This is a genomic window from uncultured Marinobacter sp., from assembly GCF_913055835.1.
Classification (GTDB): domain Bacteria; phylum Pseudomonadota; class Gammaproteobacteria; order Pseudomonadales; family Oleiphilaceae; genus Marinobacter.
Map to the genome: position 1 here is coordinate 45,666 of NZ_CAJXKQ010000023.1, position 18,577 is coordinate 64,242.

The 18,577-nt window shown below is 53.6% G+C and carries 19 protein-coding genes; 12 read left to right on the top strand and 7 right to left on the bottom strand.

Features of this window, described 5'->3' with window-relative positions:
* Positions 1-132: 132 nt before the first annotated feature.
* The 5 genes from QZ534_RS12990 (at position 133) to QZ534_RS13010 (ending at position 3,980) form a co-directional block, all read left to right on the top strand.
* Positions 133-1,368, top strand: coding sequence for a hypothetical protein (locus QZ534_RS12990; RefSeq protein WP_296934932.1), 1,236 nt, complete (start codon positions 133-135; stop codon positions 1,366-1,368).
* A gap of 111 nt (positions 1,369-1,479) precedes the next feature.
* On the top strand, positions 1,480-1,956 hold the full coding sequence (locus QZ534_RS12995; protein ID WP_296934933.1) for an AlpA family phage regulatory protein: 477 nt from the start codon (positions 1,480-1,482) through the stop codon (positions 1,954-1,956).
* A gap of 181 nt (positions 1,957-2,137) precedes the next feature.
* Positions 2,138-3,049, top strand: a complete 912-nt coding sequence (locus QZ534_RS13000; protein ID WP_296934934.1) for a protein rep — start codon at positions 2,138-2,140, stop codon at positions 3,047-3,049.
* Between the two features lie 176 nt (positions 3,050-3,225).
* Positions 3,226-3,438 carry an AlpA family transcriptional regulator gene (locus QZ534_RS13005; protein WP_296934936.1) on the top strand — a complete coding sequence of 71 codons (213 nt, stop codon included), beginning with the start codon at positions 3,226-3,228 and terminating at the stop codon, positions 3,436-3,438.
* 17 nt (positions 3,439-3,455) lie between these two features.
* On the top strand, positions 3,456-3,980 hold the full coding sequence (locus QZ534_RS13010) for a hypothetical protein (protein ID WP_296934939.1): 525 nt from the start codon (positions 3,456-3,458) through the stop codon (positions 3,978-3,980).
* Positions 3,981-4,065: 85 nt separating this feature from the next.
* Here QZ534_RS13010 and QZ534_RS13015 read toward each other — a convergent pair whose 3' ends face one another.
* Positions 4,066-4,923 carry a hypothetical protein gene (locus QZ534_RS13015; RefSeq protein WP_296934962.1) on the bottom strand — a complete coding sequence of 286 codons (858 nt, stop codon included), beginning with the start codon at positions 4,921-4,923 and terminating at the stop codon, positions 4,066-4,068.
* Between the two features lie 245 nt (positions 4,924-5,168).
* Between QZ534_RS13015 and QZ534_RS13020 the strand changes: the two genes are divergently transcribed.
* Both QZ534_RS13020 and QZ534_RS13025 read left to right on the top strand, forming a co-directional pair.
* Positions 5,169-6,953 carry an AAA family ATPase gene (locus QZ534_RS13020; RefSeq protein WP_296934941.1) on the top strand — a complete coding sequence of 595 codons (1,785 nt, stop codon included), beginning with the start codon at positions 5,169-5,171 and terminating at the stop codon, positions 6,951-6,953.
* Positions 6,953-7,183: a hypothetical protein gene (locus QZ534_RS13025; protein ID WP_296934943.1), complete on the top strand. Its 231-nt coding sequence runs from the start codon at positions 6,953-6,955 to the stop codon at positions 7,181-7,183. Before QZ534_RS13020 ends, QZ534_RS13025 begins: the two co-directional genes overlap by 1 nt.
* Positions 7,184-7,245: 62 nt before the next feature.
* Here the strand turns inward: QZ534_RS13025 and QZ534_RS13030 are convergent, their stop codons facing one another.
* The 5 genes from QZ534_RS13030 to QZ534_RS13050 form a co-directional block, all read right to left on the bottom strand.
* Positions 7,246-8,049 (bottom strand): GIY-YIG nuclease family protein, encoded by an 804-nt coding sequence (locus QZ534_RS13030; protein WP_296934946.1) that lies wholly within the window; start codon positions 8,047-8,049, stop codon positions 7,246-7,248.
* 49 nt (positions 8,050-8,098) lie between these two features.
* Positions 8,099-8,410 (bottom strand): DUF1889 family protein, encoded by a 312-nt coding sequence (locus QZ534_RS13035; protein WP_296934948.1) that lies wholly within the window; start codon positions 8,408-8,410, stop codon positions 8,099-8,101.
* 24 nt (positions 8,411-8,434) lie between these two features.
* A complete protein-coding gene (locus QZ534_RS13040; protein ID WP_296934949.1) occupies positions 8,435-8,887 on the bottom strand; it encodes a hypothetical protein in 453 nt (150 codons plus the stop codon).
* 89 nt (positions 8,888-8,976) lie between these two features.
* On the bottom strand, positions 8,977-9,336 hold the full coding sequence (locus QZ534_RS13045) for a hypothetical protein (RefSeq protein WP_296934950.1): 360 nt from the start codon (positions 9,334-9,336) through the stop codon (positions 8,977-8,979).
* Between the two features lie 96 nt (positions 9,337-9,432).
* The gene (locus tag QZ534_RS13050) at positions 9,433-10,890 is read right to left on the bottom strand and encodes a TrkH family potassium uptake protein (RefSeq protein WP_296934951.1); all 1,458 of its coding nucleotides are present in this window, start codon (positions 10,888-10,890) and stop codon (positions 9,433-9,435) included.
* 524 nt (positions 10,891-11,414) lie between these two features.
* On the opposite strand from QZ534_RS13050, the gene QZ534_RS13055 reads away from it, so the two are divergent.
* Together QZ534_RS13055 and QZ534_RS13060 are read left to right on the top strand one after the other, a co-directional pair.
* Positions 11,415-12,068: a TrkA family potassium uptake protein gene (locus QZ534_RS13055; RefSeq protein WP_296934952.1), complete on the top strand. Its 654-nt coding sequence runs from the start codon at positions 11,415-11,417 to the stop codon at positions 12,066-12,068.
* Complete coding sequence (locus tag QZ534_RS13060) at positions 12,065-13,432, top strand: potassium transporter TrkG (RefSeq protein WP_296934953.1); 1,368 nt, start codon at positions 12,065-12,067, stop codon at positions 13,430-13,432. The genes QZ534_RS13055 and QZ534_RS13060 overlap by 4 nt, the downstream gene beginning before the upstream one ends.
* 18 nt (positions 13,433-13,450) lie before the next feature.
* On the opposite strand, the gene QZ534_RS13065 is transcribed toward QZ534_RS13060, so the two are convergent.
* A complete protein-coding gene (locus QZ534_RS13065) occupies positions 13,451-14,515 on the bottom strand; it encodes an FAD:protein FMN transferase (protein WP_296934955.1) in 1,065 nt (354 codons plus the stop codon).
* Positions 14,516-14,691: 176 nt separating this feature from the next.
* Between QZ534_RS13065 and kdpF the strand changes: the two genes are divergently transcribed.
* The 3 genes from kdpF to kdpB form a co-directional block, all read left to right on the top strand.
* A complete protein-coding gene (kdpF, locus tag QZ534_RS18900) occupies positions 14,692-14,772 on the top strand; it encodes a K(+)-transporting ATPase subunit F (protein ID WP_366935821.1) in 81 nt (26 codons plus the stop codon).
* Positions 14,773-14,851: 79 nt separating this feature from the next.
* A complete protein-coding gene (gene kdpA / locus QZ534_RS13070; RefSeq protein ID WP_296934956.1) occupies positions 14,852-16,564 on the top strand; it encodes a potassium-transporting ATPase subunit KdpA in 1,713 nt (570 codons plus the stop codon).
* A 34-nt stretch (positions 16,565-16,598) separates the two neighbouring features.
* On the top strand, positions 16,599-18,577 hold a 1,979-nt coding region (gene kdpB, locus QZ534_RS13075; RefSeq protein WP_296934958.1), incomplete at its 3' end, for a potassium-transporting ATPase subunit KdpB.

Genomic DNA, 18,577 nt, shown 5'->3' on the forward strand with positions numbered 1-18,577 from the left:
GAAATATACAGTGGTAATTTTGCGTTTTTATTCATCGACAGTGACAGTGAGGTGTACTACCTTGTCTGAATGTCACTTACTACGCTGTTGTCTCACCTCTCTGGACTATCACCCCAGGCGCGATATGCGTTGATGAAGCTGTGGTTGGAAAATGGGGACTCGTTTCCTTTGCAACTTAGCGTTCAAGATTGCGCTCTTGACCTGGCTATGCCTCCGGCGAGAGCCGGTAAAGTGATTAACGAGCTGATCGATACGGGCCATATTGAACCCGATTACCGTTTCGGTCAGAGGGGGCGCCCGAAACGATTTATCGACATCTCGGCGGCGACCACGGAGATGTTGCGCAACCTGACACCTACGCATCCCGGGCGCGTTCTTCATCTGGAATCCGTTCACAGGCTCCTAGCCTGTCGAACATCCGATGCCGACGCAGATTCCCAATCGCTCTCGCCTGCCAACATTGTTTTTCTGATAGCCCTTTTTAGTTTCGCCAATGAATGCGGTGCAGTCCGCGGCCTCGGCGTGAAAAAGCTCAGCACTTACACTGGGATGACGGCCCAGAGGATAAACCTCCAAATCAGTAAGCTACGAAGACTAAAGGTTTTGCTCTCGGCAATACCAGGCACAACCAGTGGGCGGATTTTAGGAAAGACCACTACCGTTTATTGGCTCAACCTGGACCACCAATTTCTCAAACCGTCAGAACACCGAACAGTTTTAAAACCGATGGTGGTAACCCTTGCGTCTGGCGAAATTGTTTGCGGAATGTTTGAGCTCTTCAGCAAACTCAAAGTCGAAAGAAAAAAATATGTGGAAAGAGCTAGCGGGCGATTGAGCCGGCGGCAAGCGACGCGGTTGGCGCTGAAAAATCTATGCGCTCCTCCGATCAAACAATCTGCGAAACTGGATTTTTCACTAGTGGAGGGTTTTTTCGGAGAGGTAAGCAACCCAGGCCTGCGGTTCGCACTCCAATCAGTGGTGGATCAAATTGCTTGTGACAACGCTCTTTCGCGGATACATGTCAAAGTGACCAAGGGCAAAGTCTCGATGACTACCACAGAGCTTCGAAGCCTCTACAAAGAGTTGCTACCCCTAAACCTACAACATAAGAAGACAACCACCTTTCCCACTTGGAAGAACAAGCCAATGCTGATCAGGCTGGTCCTGAGTATGGCAAGCACTGTGGCAGACGAACTGATTCTTCTTATTCGGCAACTCGGAATCGACGCTACACGATTAACTTCGCTTGAATTGGCGCAGATCTCTCGGGAGCCTTCAACGGATCGATACCTAATAGTCGCGCAAGACCATAGCGAACCGGATAAGGAGACGAAAATCGAGAAGTTGGAGGAAAATAGCGGTATCTGAGTTGAGATCCTGTCGCTAAAAGACCCGGGAATCGACACCCGCCACGCACCGTCTATTAAGTTCTACAGGGTTCTCCGAATGGTTTGAACGTAACCATCCGGAGAACCACCCATGCGAATTTTACGGCTAAGAGACGCCATCCACACAACAGGCCTCGGTCGCTCATCCCTGTATAAGTATTCACGCCTCGGCAAGTTTCCGTCCGCCACCACCCTTGGTGGCATGTCCGTAGGCTGGAACGCTACCGCGATAAATCGGTGGATCGCCGAACGCATCCGCGACCGCGATCAAGTTCCCGAAGGCTCGAACCACGTTACTCCCTGGGCAGTCACCATCATTGAGGATGGGACTTGCGAAATAGACCTCAGGATTCTACGAATCAGGCAGGTCATGGCACTAACAGGGTTAGCCAGGGCCACCGTGTACAAGTACATCAATGAGAGAGATTTTCCGCGTCCCGTTCCCCTGACTGGATCGGCCGTAGGCTGGATAGAAGCAGAGGTGAAACAGTGGTTAACGAAGTGCTGTGCTTCCGCTGCTACTGAGCAAGCGCCTGAAAGACCTAACACCCTGCCAGAAGCTGCATAACCCCCTCTTATTATTTAAGTAATAGACAACTTCTCTAGATCACAAACCACTCCCTCAATACCTCCTGATCTTCAAGAATCCGGGGCAACCCTCGGCAAATTGGTCCGATACCGGGCCGAATTCTGCGTGCTCAGCAGATAAATCTGAAAACGCCAAAACCCTGAAAATGGAGACTAACGACATGAATAACGATCACCACGAAGGCACAACTCTGGAATACCTGAGCCAACTGAAACTATCAGCTCAGGAGGTTGCTGGACACTTCTTAGCCGACAGCAACACACTCCGCGATGGCATGCGTATCCTCGAGTGCGCCAATCGCTTGAGAACGTATTCAGACGAGGCCTACGGCACTTTCTTCGACACTTGGTACTGCAAGCATCGTAGCTGCCCAATCTGCCAATGGCGGAAATCCTTGAGGTACTGCAGTAAGCTCCATCGAACCTTGGATCAGAACCCTTCTCTCTTGCAGGACAAGTGGATTTATCTGACATTGACCGTCCGCAACTGCGACGTCAGCAACCTGAGGGCAACTGTCGAACACATGAATCAGGCTTTCCGGCGTTTGATGAACCGGGACTTCTGGAAACGGCATGTTCAGGGCGGCATTCGGTTTGTGGAGGTAACCGAAAGCTTCCTAGTTGATGGGGGCCTCAACTACATGTCAACACACCCCCATTTCCACTGCCTTCTTCGCGTCAGCCCATCGATGCATGCCGGAGTCAACTACGTCTCTGAACTTCAATGGGCGGAAGAATGGCAACAAGCCCTGCAGGCTCACTACCTACCAATCGTCAACTCTCGACGACTGGCTGGCGAGGATCAGGATCTTAGAAATAAAATTATCAGCGCTACACGCTATTCAATGAAACCAAAAGTGAATACGTCTGCAAGGTCCTGGTTCCTGGCAGCCGCAAGACAAATGCGAGGGTTGAGGCTGGTTGAATCCTTCGGCGACATGCGGGCGATCTTCACAGGCCTGGACACCGAAGCGTCACCTGGCTCAATTGAAGGACATGATGAGATCCGGCAGGACCACAATCCACTGGTCCACTTCTGGGATGACTCAAGCGGAAGTTACAGGTCAGAGTAGCGCGTCAGGAATTCAACGTATCGCTCATGAACGTCTCGGACTTGTATGGGCGCCAAGAGATGTAAATACGGCGACCGGGTCAACCACTACGCGGTCGCCTCACTCCCCTGTTTGCCAACGACACCGGATTCACCGACTAACGGAGACATCCTATGAATATCTGAAGGAGTGCATACATGAGGGTACTTAGGCTAGCGGAAGTGCAAGATAAAACCGGACTGGCCAGGTCCACACTGTACAAATATGTTGATGCGGGCACGTTTCCACGGCCTATCTACCTTGGCGGCAGAGCCGTCGGCTGGATTGATGCCGAGGTGCACGCTTGGCTGCTGGAAAAGCAAGTCGAACGTGATATGACCCATGGAGCAACCAGAGGCTGGGGCCTCTAATTATTTCGGTGGGCCCAATGGACGGCAGTGGCAGCCAGTGGATACCGGACAGGGCCTACCCTGCGAAACACAACGCAATTCTGTGGCATCATGATGGCTCAACTCAACGAAGAGAAAGGGTCGAACTCGTGAACCACAAGAGCCAAGCGGAATCTGCAACAGCTTCCCTTAAAATAATAGTCGAGAGCGTGGAAGCCATTGTCAGTGAAACAGGACGTGACAGAGACCCCACCGTGAACCTGAACCATTTCCTAGACCAACTCACCCTACCTGAGGTGAAGGCAATTTACGTAATCAGTCAAGCTGGAAGAAATCCTTCCTGGATCGAGGAAACCAGTTCCATAGGCCCTCTTTATTTAAACCTCACGGAGATTCGTCCGGCAAACGAGGGCAAACAAGGCTTTATGAATTTCATTTTAACCAACACAGACGGCCTCAGAAACTATATCGATCGGTACATTGAAACCTGCAGCAGACTGCGCCTTGACCCATTTGAGGAAATAGGAATCCTGATTCAAAACGAAATGGCGCAGGAGCATTGATCCAATCGATCGTGAAGTAACCAATTGAATCACTGGGCTTAAGAATTTCAGGTGGCAGCGCTATCACAAGGGCTCCATTAAGGACTTATATTGCCGCCTGAGACCATGTTGCCCAGCGAAGCGATACCAACACCTCAGACACTGAAGCCACCGCCAGCTCTGCTTGCCGATCCGAAACGGGCGGAAATTTCGTCTCAGCGGGCTTGCCCCTTGCGTGCAATCTGCCCACCGTGTGAGCAAGACTAGCGACCACAGTTCTTGTCTCTTTCACGGCATCATACTTTTTTATCAGGTAGCCCAAGTCCTTACCGCTTATCTGGAGCTCTATCGACAAGAACACCGTCAAAGCGTCACGGCATCGGTCTATAACTGAAGCTGGCGGAGATGAACGGAAGCCCTGGACGACATCGTCCAGGGCCGATTCGACGCGGCGTTGGTCTTCTTTGCTGAGAACGCCATCTTTTATGTGCGGAAGAAACCCAAACTGCGGCCTCATCTTTATCGTAAGCAGTTCCTGGCCAATCGCGTCCGGCTCAAAATGAACCAGTTCTCCGATCGTGAAGTTCGACTGGCTGCCAAAGGTAAACATGACTTGACTTGGTAACTTGCCCCCCAAAATACCGAGGAACCCCTGATACTGGAACGTAATCAGCCTGGCATCTTGCCGAGGAGGATGCCCCCAGTTCTGTGGTTGTGAACCCATTTTTCGCCAAACGTAGCCCCGTCGTATCTGAGACACCGGATCAAAAGACAGCTCTTGGAACACATGATCCGAAATAAAAGCCGCATCGATTTCCGGCCCAGAAATAGCGTCAGCGAGCTCTCCCCAAACTTTCACTGGAAAAACGGGAACTTGCTGGGGTAGGTCCGGACGACGATCACTACTGCCGATGTAGATGTCGCCGGTATCCTGATCAATGCCGAGATTCTTCAAAAAAACCACCTTCACTCATTAGACTTTGCCTTGCCCGATCTCAAAGGCTATGTTTCTGCTTAGTATTCGACAACTTACCTATCGAGTATCATCGCGCAGAGTTAAATAAGATAACACCTGGCAGGCGACACGCCGGAATTTAATCTGCTAGCGGCATCCAACGCCCAGCACCTTCTTGCTGAATTTATTCGCCACAGCCCACCAGGCATTGAGCAAAACCGCACTTTTTCAATGCAAAGAGACAAGGGACCTGTATGCACCGCCTTAGCCATCTGACAATTAGTAACTTTCGAGCGTGCCAGAGTATTGCTCTGCCTCTTGAGGGCTATACCCCATTGGTGGGTCAAAACAATACGGGGAAGTCTACTATCCTCAAGGCCATTGAATGGGTTTTGAAGCCAACAGCACTATCGAAACAGGACTTCCACGACCCCGACAAGCCGGTAGAAATCTCTGCATGTATCGATGGGATCAGCGAAGCCGTTTTAAACCGAATACCGGAGGATAAACACCGCAAGGCCATCGCCCCGTATTGCAAGGGCGGCCGCTTATGGATTCGCGTTGTTGCAGACGGAACCACAGCAAAAGGCATCGACAAACAGGTTTGGGATACAGAGCAATGTACGGATACTGACAATCCGGATCACTGGCGCAACTATCCAACTGGACTACCGCAGGCCGTATCGGCCCTACTCCCAGAGCCACTGGTGGTCCAGGCAATGCACGACATCGGGGAAGATCTTGGCAAGGCTAAGGCTGGCACGACGATCAAAAGCCTACTCGATGAAATCATGGGCCCACTATTAGAAGCCCATGCAGAGGTCAGTTCGGCACTGGAAACAATACGCCATGTTTTGGCCTCCGACGGCGATAACCGATCGGACCACCTTCAGCAGTTCGATTCCGATGCAACCGACGCGCTGACGCACTTTTTCCCAGGTCTAGCCCTTGATCTGGATCTTCAAGTTGTAGACGTAAAAGAATTTTTCAAAGCTGGCGATCTCCACGTCACAGACAAGATCACAGGCGATAGAAGGCGCTTCGATCAAATGGGCACTGGCACTCAACGGGCCATCCAAATGGCCCTGATTCGCTATTTGGCGGATACCCGGAAGGGCAATGAAGATAGCCCATCGCGGCGACTGCTCCTAATCGACGAGCCAGAACTATACTTGCACCCTCAGGGAGTCCGGCGATTGCGGCAGGCGTTGTCGCACTTATCTGGCGCCGGTTTTCAAGTCGTTTTTTCCACTCACTCTCCGATGATGCTAAGTCGAGAAAATGCCGCAGATACGGTCATTGTTGGAAAAACCGCTGAGAACGGCGCAAGTGTTCGCAAGCCGTTACGCCAAGCTGTCGAGGAAGCGATCGAAGGAGGGCCAAGTCAATCACGCACGCTGTTCGAGCTCGGTAACCTGACTGAAATCTACTTTGCAGATCGGGTGGTCATTTGTGAGGGCAAAACGGACCGTCGATTGCTTCCTCTAGCTTACGAGCGGCTTTATGGGCAAGCAGCAGAGCTTGACCACATTACTTTTGTGTCTTTGGGCTCCTGTGCAGACATCCCCAAGGCGATGACTGTGCTCTCTGCCATGGGCATAAAGGCCTGTGCCGTTGCCGACTTGGACTTTGCCTACACTCACGCCCGCAGTAGCGGCCTTCTGGAGCGAAATGGAGAAGACATTCAGGCCGCAAAGCACGTTCTGGAAGGTTTGAGACAAGAGCAAGGTTTTTCACTCAACGGCAACGGACTCCCGCAGAATGACAAAAAGTCCGGCTGGTCGGCAGCCGATGCCTGGGCCTCTTATGCAGCCAACGAGGATGGCAAGCCAATTGCCCTGAGTAGCCATGAAACATTAAAGTACAGCGGCGTGTGGGTCTGGCTGGAGGGCTGTATCGAACAAGTCACAAAAGCTGACCAGAAGGGTGAAGACGCCATTGCAGTGCAAGAAGACACACTTCGAGCGCTAAGCGCAGCCGAGATTGAACAACAGATGCCCGCCTTCAAGGCGTGCTTTGACTGGATCAGGAGCATTTAATGCCAACGCTTGAATTCAAGGGCAAGCAATTTGTCTACTCCCACCACCTTGGGGTGCCATTTCGCGAGCTGAAGGTGATTTCGGACAAATCCCTGCCCGCTAAGGGCCAAAAGCCCTCGTTGGACAACAACCTGATCATCCACGGCGACAACCTGGAAGCACTCAAGGCCCTGCTCCCCACCCATGCCGAAGACTGGAAAGAGACGCTGGTTGATGAGGGCATCCGCTGAACAGCTGTTGTGGGGCTCGCACCACCGAGCGATATGGTGCGAGCCGCGTCCCTCACTAAGGTTTATTGCAGGAGTTCGGAGAAATCGACATCAAACTCCTGCTCTAAATATTTTACCGTTTGTGGCTGGCCATCCAGCGAAGCCCTGACCAACTGAGAGGTAAACAATCCACTCTTTGGCTTCCACTTCGCATTACTTCGAGGGACAGCCCTCACCCAATCAACGAGCGCGACATACTCCGAATTGTCCAGATCATTCGAATTCTCAGCGATATTTGGGCAGACCAGTTCTTTCTGAAGAAGCGGAATATTTCCAACCAGGACATCGCGAACAGGCTTTGCACTCTGGGTAACTTGCCCGACCCCAACGAATCCATGACCTTTTAAATAAGCCGCCACGAAGTCCCCAACTTGAAGCCCCTGAATAGCATCACGAAAGCGCGGCGCCTGACCTGCCGAGATAAATCCGTACTCGACATAATCATCCCAGTTGCGATGAAAGCCTTCCCCAACGTTGTAATAGTAAAGCCCATTCTGAAAATCGAACCCGGAAAGATACTTGTGCAACGAATCGTGAGGCCGGAATTTGTCAGCGTAGTGGCCGGAGGAAACATTTGTCAGCTGCTTACCCAGTTTCCAAAGAAGCGTCTTCTCAACTAGCAGCGCATCGTGCTCGGACAGATTACGAGCAATCACCCGAATGATCGGCTCTAGCCCTTCTTTCCTGATCGCCTTAATCCGTCTGGTCTTCTCGCTATCCGAGTCATCATTCACATGGGCGTACTTCCGGGAGCCCTTTCCTTTTCCATAATAAAACTCCTCGAAATTCCGAGGGTCGATGTAGACGTAGACGTAATAATTACCCATAGCAACCTTGATGTGATCTCCGAATGACCTCAGTGCAACGCTGCATTGGTTAGCTTTCTTTCAACTCAGCGATGATTCTTTTTACAGTGGGCTCTCCCCACCCTTTCGGATGTTTGATTTGAACCCGTCCACCCGAGCCAATCTTATCTGCTAGCTTAGCTAAATCGGTAGCGTGACGGTCACTCCACTGGTTCTCGATTGCCAAGGTATAAACATCGTCCATAGACAGCGGAATCCCCTGCTGATGGAGAGCTTTGAACAACTCCTTTGCTCTTGCCTCATCGACGGGGTGAGCCAATCCTGCCGAGACATTGGCCACGACGGACAGCTTTGCTATTGACTCTCGAAGTATTGGATTCACACACTACTCCTCGTGAAATTTGACTTATCTATCCACTGGCCACACCTTGGCCCCTATCTTTTTAAATTTCGTCACTGCCAAAGCACCACGTTCATTTCGTGCTTTTGAGCCAGGCGCCAGGATGGCCCTCTCAACTGCCGGACGCTCAGCCTCCCAAATTTCGATTACTTCAAACATGTCATCCAGCAAAACCAACAAGACGCTGTCCCATTCATGGTCAAGGCGAATCGATCCCAGCCTTTGACCAGGGTCAGGTTTCTCTGGTAAACACCGGCCCTTTATCTGCACCTTTCGTCCCTCACGATCAGTGGCGTCGTAACCAGCTTGTCTCGCCTCGGCTAACTTTAAATCGAGTAGCTTAGCTGCGCTGAACTCTGCAATTTCGCCAGTGATCCCTAGAGGCTTCCCAGTCAGCTTTTTGAAACGGACAGCGACATTCTTTGCCGCCGCGAGGATTTCCTGCAATTCGTTATCCACGGAGCTCCCTTTGATTGAAAATTTGCTGCCTTCGCGTCTTTAAGATGGAAGCTCGATAACGGGCAAAATGCCTCTCCGTGTCAAAATTATTAGCGATTGTCCAATAACTCATGCAGATGGCCCATGTTTCGCCGTAAATTTTCCACTTGACCCTCTGCATCCAGCAGGTGCTCATCACCGTTCAGCACCAAAACTCTGGCCTCAGCCGGAAAGTACAGGCACCTCGCGAGATAAATGCAGTTTGTGAAAACGGATTCAGCCGAAACTAGAATACAATCGCGTTCTCGGTTACTCCTCAAGATATCTCCCGAGACTTGAAATGCTTCCAGCAACTCTGCTGATGAGATATGCATATCACCTTGCTGATCCACCATTTTAAATCCAACAAGGCCGCGATGAAGCGCATCCACCGCTAGGTTTTGATATCTATCATTTAGCTCTTGGTTCATGACTAGCACCGGCATATATGTAAAGAACCTTACAGGAGAAAGACAGAACATGTCGTGTCTTGTAGACGAGGCTGAAGCAGAGGGGCTAATCGAGTTCTAGCTTCGCCAAAAATGCGGAGAGAACATCACAAAGACACTCAACAGTTCCAGCCTTCCCAGCAACATGGCTACCATCAAAACCCACTTCGCTGCGTCCGGCAAGGTCTGGAAATTACCGGCTGGCCCGATTGTGTCCCCAAGACCTGGCCCAACGTTCGCCAGAGCTGTAGCGGCTCCAGTCAGACTCGTCACAAGGTCTAGCCCCAATGCAGCGAGGATGGCCGCGACGATAGCCAGTGTCGCAAGAAAGATGAATGAAAAGGCAACGCTGGACGCTACAATTTCGTCGCTGATGATTCTTCCGTTGTAATGTCTTGCGATCACCGCATTCGGGTGGAGCAGTCTCAATACCTGCTCCCGAAGTAGCAGCATGGATAACTGGAAACGGAAGATCTTCATGCCGCCACTGGTTGAGCCAGAACACCCTCCCACAAATGTAAGGAAAAAGAACAGCACCACCACGAAGGGGCCCCAGAGCGCATAATCCTGGGAGGCATAACCGGTCGTGGTAACCACCGATGTCACGTTAAATAAGGCATGAACGAAAGCATCGACCGGGAAAGTCCCCTCATTCACTACTCGATAAATGGTAATCAGGCATGCAATCAACAGAAGGAACTTAAGAAAAAAGTGGATCTGTTGATCTCTCAGGAGGGGCTGCACCTGGCCATTCAGTAGCCTGACAAAGAGAAAGAAAGGGATACCGCCCAGCATCATAAACAGGCTTGATGCAAAAAGTATGGAGAGCTGGTCAAACTGCCCCATGGAGCTGTCTGACGTCGAGTAGCCTCCCGTAGAGACAGTAGTCAGGGCATGATTTACCGCGTTGAAAAGGTCCATTCCCAATGCCCAGTAGGTCAGGATGCAACCAAACGTCAGCGCGAGGTAGCTGAACACCAGTCCACGGGCTAAACGGTTGGTGCGCGGTACAGCCTTCTCCGTCCACTCGGACGATTCGGTGGCAAACAGACGCATACCACCGATCCTGAGGAACGGCAGGATCGCCACTGCCATACCAATGATTCCAATGCCACCCATCCATTGCATGATCGACCGCCACAGCAATATGTCCCCCGGGAGGTTATCGAGACCACTCATAACCGTGGAGCCGGTGGTTGTAACGCCGGAGATACTCTCGAAAAAAGCGTCGGTGACGCTCAGTTTTAGATCGCTCAGCAGTAACGGCAGGCTGGAAAATAACGGAATGAACACCCAGGCCGAGACTGTGAGGATGAACATTTGCCTCTGTTTCAACGCATGGCGCTTTCGACCAGCACTGAAAAAGCAGACCAGTCCAACGCCAAAACAGATACTTGCGGACTTTACAAACGCGAGCCAATCCGGTGTATCGCCTAACATCAGCATATTCACGGGCAAGGTCATCAAAAAACTGAGAAGAATCAGCAGAAAGCCAAGTATTTGGATGACAGGCAGGATATTAAATAGAGCTACCATCAGGATCGCCCATACCGTTCAAGTACGATTTTCGCCAACACACAGCCAATCACGGCTCCCGTCAGTTGCGCATAGGTTGAAAACCCTGCGTAGAACAGTTCGGCTCTCGTGTGAGTCTCAACATAATCACCTGGAAGTGCAGCGAGAGTGGCAATGCCAGCAAAGACGAATCCCCACTTTGCATTGTATACCCATGCAAAAAAGACGACGGGTGCTAGGTAGGGAAATATCGACGTCACAGGCTGAGAGGCCTGCCTGTTCGCCACAGCCAAAAACCCAAGCCAAGCCAGCGCAATCACCAAATGGCCCCAAAAGCCCGGTTTTAATCGATAGACTCCCATCGCCGACAAGCCCTGCTCTCGACCAAGTTTTCTTCAGACGGCGTAAGGAAATCACATCCGGGGTGGAATTAGGACGGTACAAAGTGAATTTTTACGGTATTTTTACGGCGCTGAGAGCACAGACACCAGGGTGTGTGAGAAGATTTCGTCAGCTAGGTATTCATTGATAGCGGAACCGCACCCATGATCGAAAAACAACAGTTCATTATCATTGGCCTTGGCGTGTTCGGGGCCACAATCGCGCGCGAACTAACACGCCTCGGCCACGAAGTCCTGGGTATTGATTCGGACGAACAGCGAGTTGACCGACTGGCCGATGAAATTACTCATGCAGTGATCGCGGACGTCACGGACGAAAACTCGCTCATTGAACTGAACGCCGGCAGCTACGATGCCGCTGTCGTGGCCATCGGCAGGAACGTCGAAGCGACTATGCTCGCCACGCTGCAACTGCGGGAACTTGGAGTCAAGAAAGTCTGGGCCAAGGCACTGACAAACCAGCACCACCGCATTCTGGAAAGGCTGGGAGCGACCCGAATCATTGCACCGGAGTTCGAAATGGGTGTCCGGATCTCTCAGGAACTGAACTACCCGATGGTGCATGATTACCTGGGCCTGGACGACGACTATTTCATCGTGGATTTTCACACCACAGAAGACCTCGTTGATAAGACCATCGGAGAGGTGATCAACGGCGAACCGGTTGAAGCTCTGGTGGTTAAGCGCATGAAGGAAGCGCATTCCCACCCGGACCATACCTGGAAAATCCGAAAAGGCGACAGGATAATCCTCGGTGGCCAACTCGAAGACTTGAGGGACCTGGTTAACCGTCTATGAAAATCCATTTTCTGGATCTGGTTTCCCACGGTGCCAGAGGCGAGCCTTCCTCAAAAGGAAGCATGAACCCACCGAGACTCCTACTTGAGTCGTTTCTGGTTCTCATCGCTCTTGGCGCTTGCCTGCTGAAGTTGCCCTTTGCGACCGTTGAGCCAGTGACCTGGATGGAAGCGGCCTTCACGGCAACCTCGGCAGTCACCGTGACGGGCCTGGTTGTAGTCGATACTGGGAGTCAGTACACCCTGTTTGGACAGTTGGTGATTCTAACCTTGATTCAACTGGGCGGACTGGGATTGATGACCTTCGCGGTACTCACGGCCCTCGCCTTGGGCTTCAAGCTAAGCCTTCAGCACCAAATGGTTGCACAGGAAGCTTTCAACGAGATTTCCCTTCAGACGGCCAGACGGGCAAGTGGATCGATAGCCGTATTTGCCTTGACGGCAGAAGCCGTGGGCATTGTATTGCTCGGAGCGTTTTTTGTCCCGGAGCTGGGGTGGTCCGAGGGTCTCTACCAGGCCTTGTTCTACACGATTTCAGCGTTTAACAATGCCGGTTTTGCTCTGTCGCCAGACAGCCTTTCGGCTTACGTTGACCATCCTGGTATCAGTCTGTCCGTGACGGCCCTGTTTATCACAGGCGGTCTGGGCTACATCGTCATCATGGAGCTCTTGGATAAGCGCTGCTGGTCGCGGTTGTCGGTTTACGTCAAAGTCATACTGCTGGCCACCTTGCTTCTGAACCTGTTCGCCACCGGCGCCATCCTCATTCTGGAATTTGGCAATCCAGCGACTCTTGGTGCACTGGATAGTTTCTGGGACAAGCTCCTGGCCGCCTGGTTTCAGGGCGTGACACCACGAACCGCAGGCTTCAACACTCTCGATATTGGATCGTTAACCGCCGGCACCAGTGTGCTGATGCTGCTTCTCATGTTCATCGGTGGTGCCCCGAACTCCACTTCCAGTGGTATCAAAATCTCGACTTTCGTCATTATGCTTGCCGCAACCCGTTCGTTTTTGCGGGGCAATCTGAACGTCAGCTTCTTCAGACGCTCCCTCAGCAGCGAGACCGTACTCAAAGCCCTCGCCACAGCCACCATCGGGATGGCGGTGGTCTTCCTGGGCGTAATTTCACTCAGTATCCTGGTTGAGGATGAGTTTCTGGACATCGCGTTTGAGGTGGTTTCCGCGTTCGGCACCGTTGGTCTTTCACGGGGAACGACGGGCGAACTCGGCACCGCCGGCCAGTTGGTCGTCATGACCATCATGCTAATCGGTCGCCTTGGCCCGCTTACCTTGGGTTATACCCTGACAGTGCGACGTAAATCCCGTGTTCGCTATGCGAAAACCGAGTTCCCGGTGGGTTGATCAGCAACCGAACCTGCCTCAATCCACAGTGATCCCCTCAATGACGTGCCAAGCCTCCGTCGTTGTTTCGCTGAGTTGGTTGTTTTTCTCTTCCATGAATAATGCGGCGATATCATGCTGATCAGCGACTGCCGTTCCTTCCCTTGCTCCAAGACACAATAAGGCAGTGGACCAGGCATCTGCCCGGGTAGGGTCTTGATCGATGACTGTCACGGATACCGTGGAATGGCTAACCGGCCAACCTGTCCGCGCGTCCAACACATGGCTGTAGCGCTGCCCCTGATCGTCGAAGTAATGGCGGTAGGTGCCTGACGTCATAACCGATAGCGGAGTATCACTTCGGATCGTTATCACCTTATGGATAGAACGCTCTTCCGGCGTTGGACGCTCAATGGCCACTCGCCAGGGTTCGCCGCCGAGCTTGTGGCCTCGGGTTTTCAGTTCACCACCCAGTTCCACCAGATAGTGTTCGATGCCCGCGGACTCCAACACGTCAGCCATTTTTTTTACGGTATATCCCTGAGCGATCGACGACAGATCAACCTGCAGATCGCGAACGGATTTAGCAAGGGTGTTGCCGGACCTTGCGACTACATGGTCGATGCCAACGATCTGTAGCTGATTACGCAGCTCAGTCTCCGAAGGAACGGAAACCTGCTGACCACTGAACCCCCAGAGATCAAAGACAGGCTTTATCGTCAGGTCATAGCACCCACGACTGGCCTTGGTCACCTCTCGCGCCTTCGCAATCAGGTTTACGATTTCAGGCCCGACTTCCAGAAACTCCGATGCGCCGGCGCGGTTAAAACGCTCAATCACACTGTCTGATCGGTAGTTGGACATCAGTGCATCCACTCGCGCCAGTTCTGCAACGACGTCCTGCCGAATTGCCTCGCCGTCTGGGCTGCCCGGTTGCCAGAAGGTCACATGCCAGGTCGTCCCCTGTGCCGGGCCGCTCAACTTGACGAGACTTGGCGGTTGATTACACCCGCCCAACGCCAGAGCTAGAAAGCCAGCCAGCAACACCCTGCGAAGGCGCCAACCTGAAAACGGGTAACGGGGATTTCGAGACAGCAAAAGCATTGAACACCTCTGAAGAGCGGCTCTTTAATGCGCGAAGTCTACCTTTACGAAAGATTTAGGTGGGGGCAGAACCTGATTTTTTAACGCTTTTTTTACGCCTCACCGCTGTTTTGGTCATCGAATTTTTACGCCCCGCCCCAGCACCATGGAAGCACACCCACTGAAGGAGACTGTCCGTGTCTACTTTCCTGTTAATTGTTTCTGTTGCAGTTGGCGGTTACCTGGTTGCCGCCCTGCTCTGGCCCGAGAGGTTCTGACCATGGCACTGATCGGCATTGGCATCATTCTGGGGCTGTTTGGCCTGTGTTTCCTGTTCATTGATCTGGAGGAACGGCTGTGAACGAGGTCATCGTTATCTATGCGGTCACGCTCTTGCTGGCGTGGCCACTGGGCAAGTACATCGCGGGCGTATTCAACGGAACCAGGGGGACGGCGGGCGCTGTCTTCCTGCCAGTTGAGAATGGCCTGTACCGACTGTTTGGCGTCAATCCTTCCCAGCCGATGAGCTGGCAGGGTTACGGCAAAGCCCTGCTGAAACTTCACCTTGTGCTGGTGCTGATCGTCTTCGGCCTGCTGATGGCCCAGGGCTTTCTTTTCCTGAACCCGGACAACATCGACGGTATGAGCTGGGACCTGGCGCTGCATACGGCGGTCTCGTTCCTGACCAACACCAATCAGCAGCATTATTCCGGGCAGGCACAGTTAAGCTACCTGGCCCACACCTTTGGCATCGTGACGCTTCAGGTGGTCACACCGGCGGCGGGCATGGCGGCATTGGTGGCTATCGTCCGCACTCTGCTGGGCCGGGCTGACGAAAAGAAGCAGCCTGCAGGAGATGGCGCGGTATCTGTCGGTAACTTCTACGAAGACATCACCCGGGCCATTGTTCGGGTCATGCTGCCGGTCGCCGCTGTGGTTGCGCTGATCATTGCCTCCCAGGGTGTGCCGAACAGCTATGAAGGAGCCCGCACAGCCATTCCCCTGGACCAGACTGCCGGAATGGAAGAGCAGAACATCCCTATCGGCCCCGTGGCACCCATGGTGGCCATCAAGCAGGTGGGCACCAACGGCGGTGGCTGGTATGGCCCCAATTCCAGTGTTCCCCTGGAAAACCCGACCCCTGTTAGCAACTTTGTTCAGACGGTTTCCATCGTCCTGATACCTGCCGCCCTGGTCTTTGCCCTTGGCTTCATGACCGGTCGGCGGCGGCTTGCCATGGTGGTGATGGGCGTGATGGTTGCGATGTCTGTTTCACTCACCTCTGTTGCCATCTGGTCGGAGAATCAGCCAAACGCCGCCTTCTCGGGTTTGGCCGCAGAAGGCCCGAACCTTGAAGGTAAGGAAGTGCGGTTTGGTGCGACCGCAACCGCACTCTGGGGGAGCTGGACCACCCAAACGTCCAATGGCTCCGTGAACGGTATGCACGACAGCTTCAACCCCATCGGCGGCATGATTCCGATGATCGACATGTTCATCAATGTCACCTTTGGCGGTATTGGCGTCGGGCTGATTGGCTACCTGCTGTTCTTGCTGCTGGCCGCGTTCCTGGGTTCGCTGATGATCGGCCGAGCACCGGAAATTGCCGGTAAGGCCCTGGAAACCCGGGAAATGAAATTGGTCTGTATTGCCCTATTGATCCAGCCTCTGCTGATTCTGGGATTCAGCGCCGTCACCGTTGCCTTCCCAGTGCTGACCGGAAACTCCAATCCCGGCTTCCACGGCGTCAGTCAGGTCATTTACGAGTACACCTCAGCGTTTGCCAATAACGGCTCCGGCTTTGAAGGGCTCGGTGACAACACCGTTTGGTGGAACGTGACCTGTGCCATCAACCTGGCCCTCGGTCGGTTCATTCCCATCCTGGCACCACTGGCGATTGCCGCGTCACTGGCGGCCAAACGCTCCGCTCCGGAAGGTCGCGGCAGCCTGGCCATCGACACGCCCACCTTCGGGCTGATGACCCTGGCGGTGATTGTGATGTTTACCCTGCTGAGCTTTATGCCGGTGCTGATTCTTGGCCCGATTGCAGAAGCCCTGGCTCTGATGTCCTGAGTGGAGAACGATGATGTCCAAGCAAACCCCTAAAATGACTGACTCACTTGATCTGGGCACAGTTGTCGGCCAGTCCATCAAGCGGCTGAACCCAAAAGATCTGGCCCGTAATCCGGTCATGATGGTGGTCGGTATCGGAACTGTAATCACGTTCCTGCTGGGCCTGAGTACTCTGGCTCAGGGTGCGCCCGCCGGCCTGGATTTCGCGATCAGCGGAATCCTGTTATTCACCGTACTTTTCGCCAACGGTGCCGAATCCGTAGCGGAAGCTCGCGGCAAGGCCCAAGCAGGTGCTCTCAGAGCCACCCGGAAAGACCTGAAAGCCCGCAAGCTCGATGGCGATCAGCAAAAGGAAGTGGCGGCGACAGACTTGCGCCGTGGCGACCGCGTGCTGGTCAAACCTAATGAGCTGATCCCTGCCGACGGCGAAATCGTCACCGGTGCTGCAACCATCAACGAATCCGCAGTGACCGGGGAATCGGCTCCCGCGCTCAGGGAGGCGCGCACCGATAACAGCGGTGTCAGCGCGGGCACCAAAGTGTTATCCGATGAAATCGTGATCGAAGTCACCGTTGATCCGGGCAATTCACTGCTGGACCGTATGATTGCCCTGGTCGAGGGTGCCAAACGTCAGAAGACACCCAGTGAACTGGCCTTGTCGGTCTTGCTGGCTGCCATGACTCTGGTATTCCTGATTGTCGTTGTGACTCTCGTGCCCCTCGGCGGGTTTGTGGGTGCAACTCCCTCCTATTCGGTGTTGGTTGCCCTGTTGGTCTGCCTGATTCCCACAACCATTGGCGGCCTGCTCCCGGCCATCGGCATTGCCGGAATGGACCGGGCCATGCGTGCCAACGTCATCGCCAAATCCGGCAAAGCCGTGGAAGTGGCCGGCTCCATCGACACGCTCCTGCTCGATAAGACCGGCACCATCACACTGGGTGATCGCAAGGCAACAGCCTTTGAACCGGTTCGAGGCGTGGCACCTGGCACACTGAGAGATGCCGCTCTGCTCACATCTCTCGCTGACCCAACCCCGGAAGGCAAATCGGTGGTGGCTCTGGCCCGAGACAAAGGCTCAGACGCTGAAGCGTCTGAAGGAACCGAGTTCATCGAGTTCTCCGCCAACACCCGAATGTCTGGTGTGGACCTGCCGGATGGCCGAATTCTTCGCAAAGGTGCGACCGATGCGATTAAGAAGTTTGTCACAGAAAACGGCGGCAACTACCCGCAGGAAACGGACAACCTGGTCGACAGGGTTGCCAAAAACGGCGCCACGCCGCTGGTAGTTGCTGAGGGTAACCGTGTCCTGGGGGTGATTGCCCTGTCGGATGTCATCAAATCGGGCATCAAGGAGCGCTTTGCGAAACTCCGGGAAATGGGCGTGAAGACGGTGATGATCACCGGCGACAACCCGGTGACCGCAGCGGCAATCGCAGCAGAGGCAGGCGTTGATGATTTCGTCGCGGAGGCCACACCGGAGCAGAAACTCGACATTATCCGCAAAGAGCAGGCCGAGGGCCGCATGGTGGCGATGATGGGGGACGGCACCAATGACGCCCCTGCGCTCGCCCAGGCAGATCTTGGCCTGGCCATGAACTCCGGCACCCAGGCGGCACGGGAAGCGGGCAATATGGTGGACCTAGATTCCGACCCGGGGAAGCTGCTTGCCGTTGTTGAAATTGGTAAACAGCTGCTGATCACAAGGGGTTCGCTGACTACCTTCTCCCTGGCCAATGACGTCGCCAAGTACTTCGCCATCCTGCCAGCATTGTTTGTGACGAGTCTGCCGGCCCTCGATGCCTTGAACGTGCTGGATCTTGAAAACCCGATGAGTGCGGTGCTTGCCGCCACCATCTTCAACGCACTGATTATACCGGCGCTGATTCCGTTCGCTTTGAAAGGCGTTCAATTCAAGCCCGCGACTGCAACCCAGCTATTGCGCCGCAACCTTCTGATCTTCGGATTGGGTGGCCTGTTGTTGCCGTTCGCGGCCATCAAGGCGCTGGATCTGAT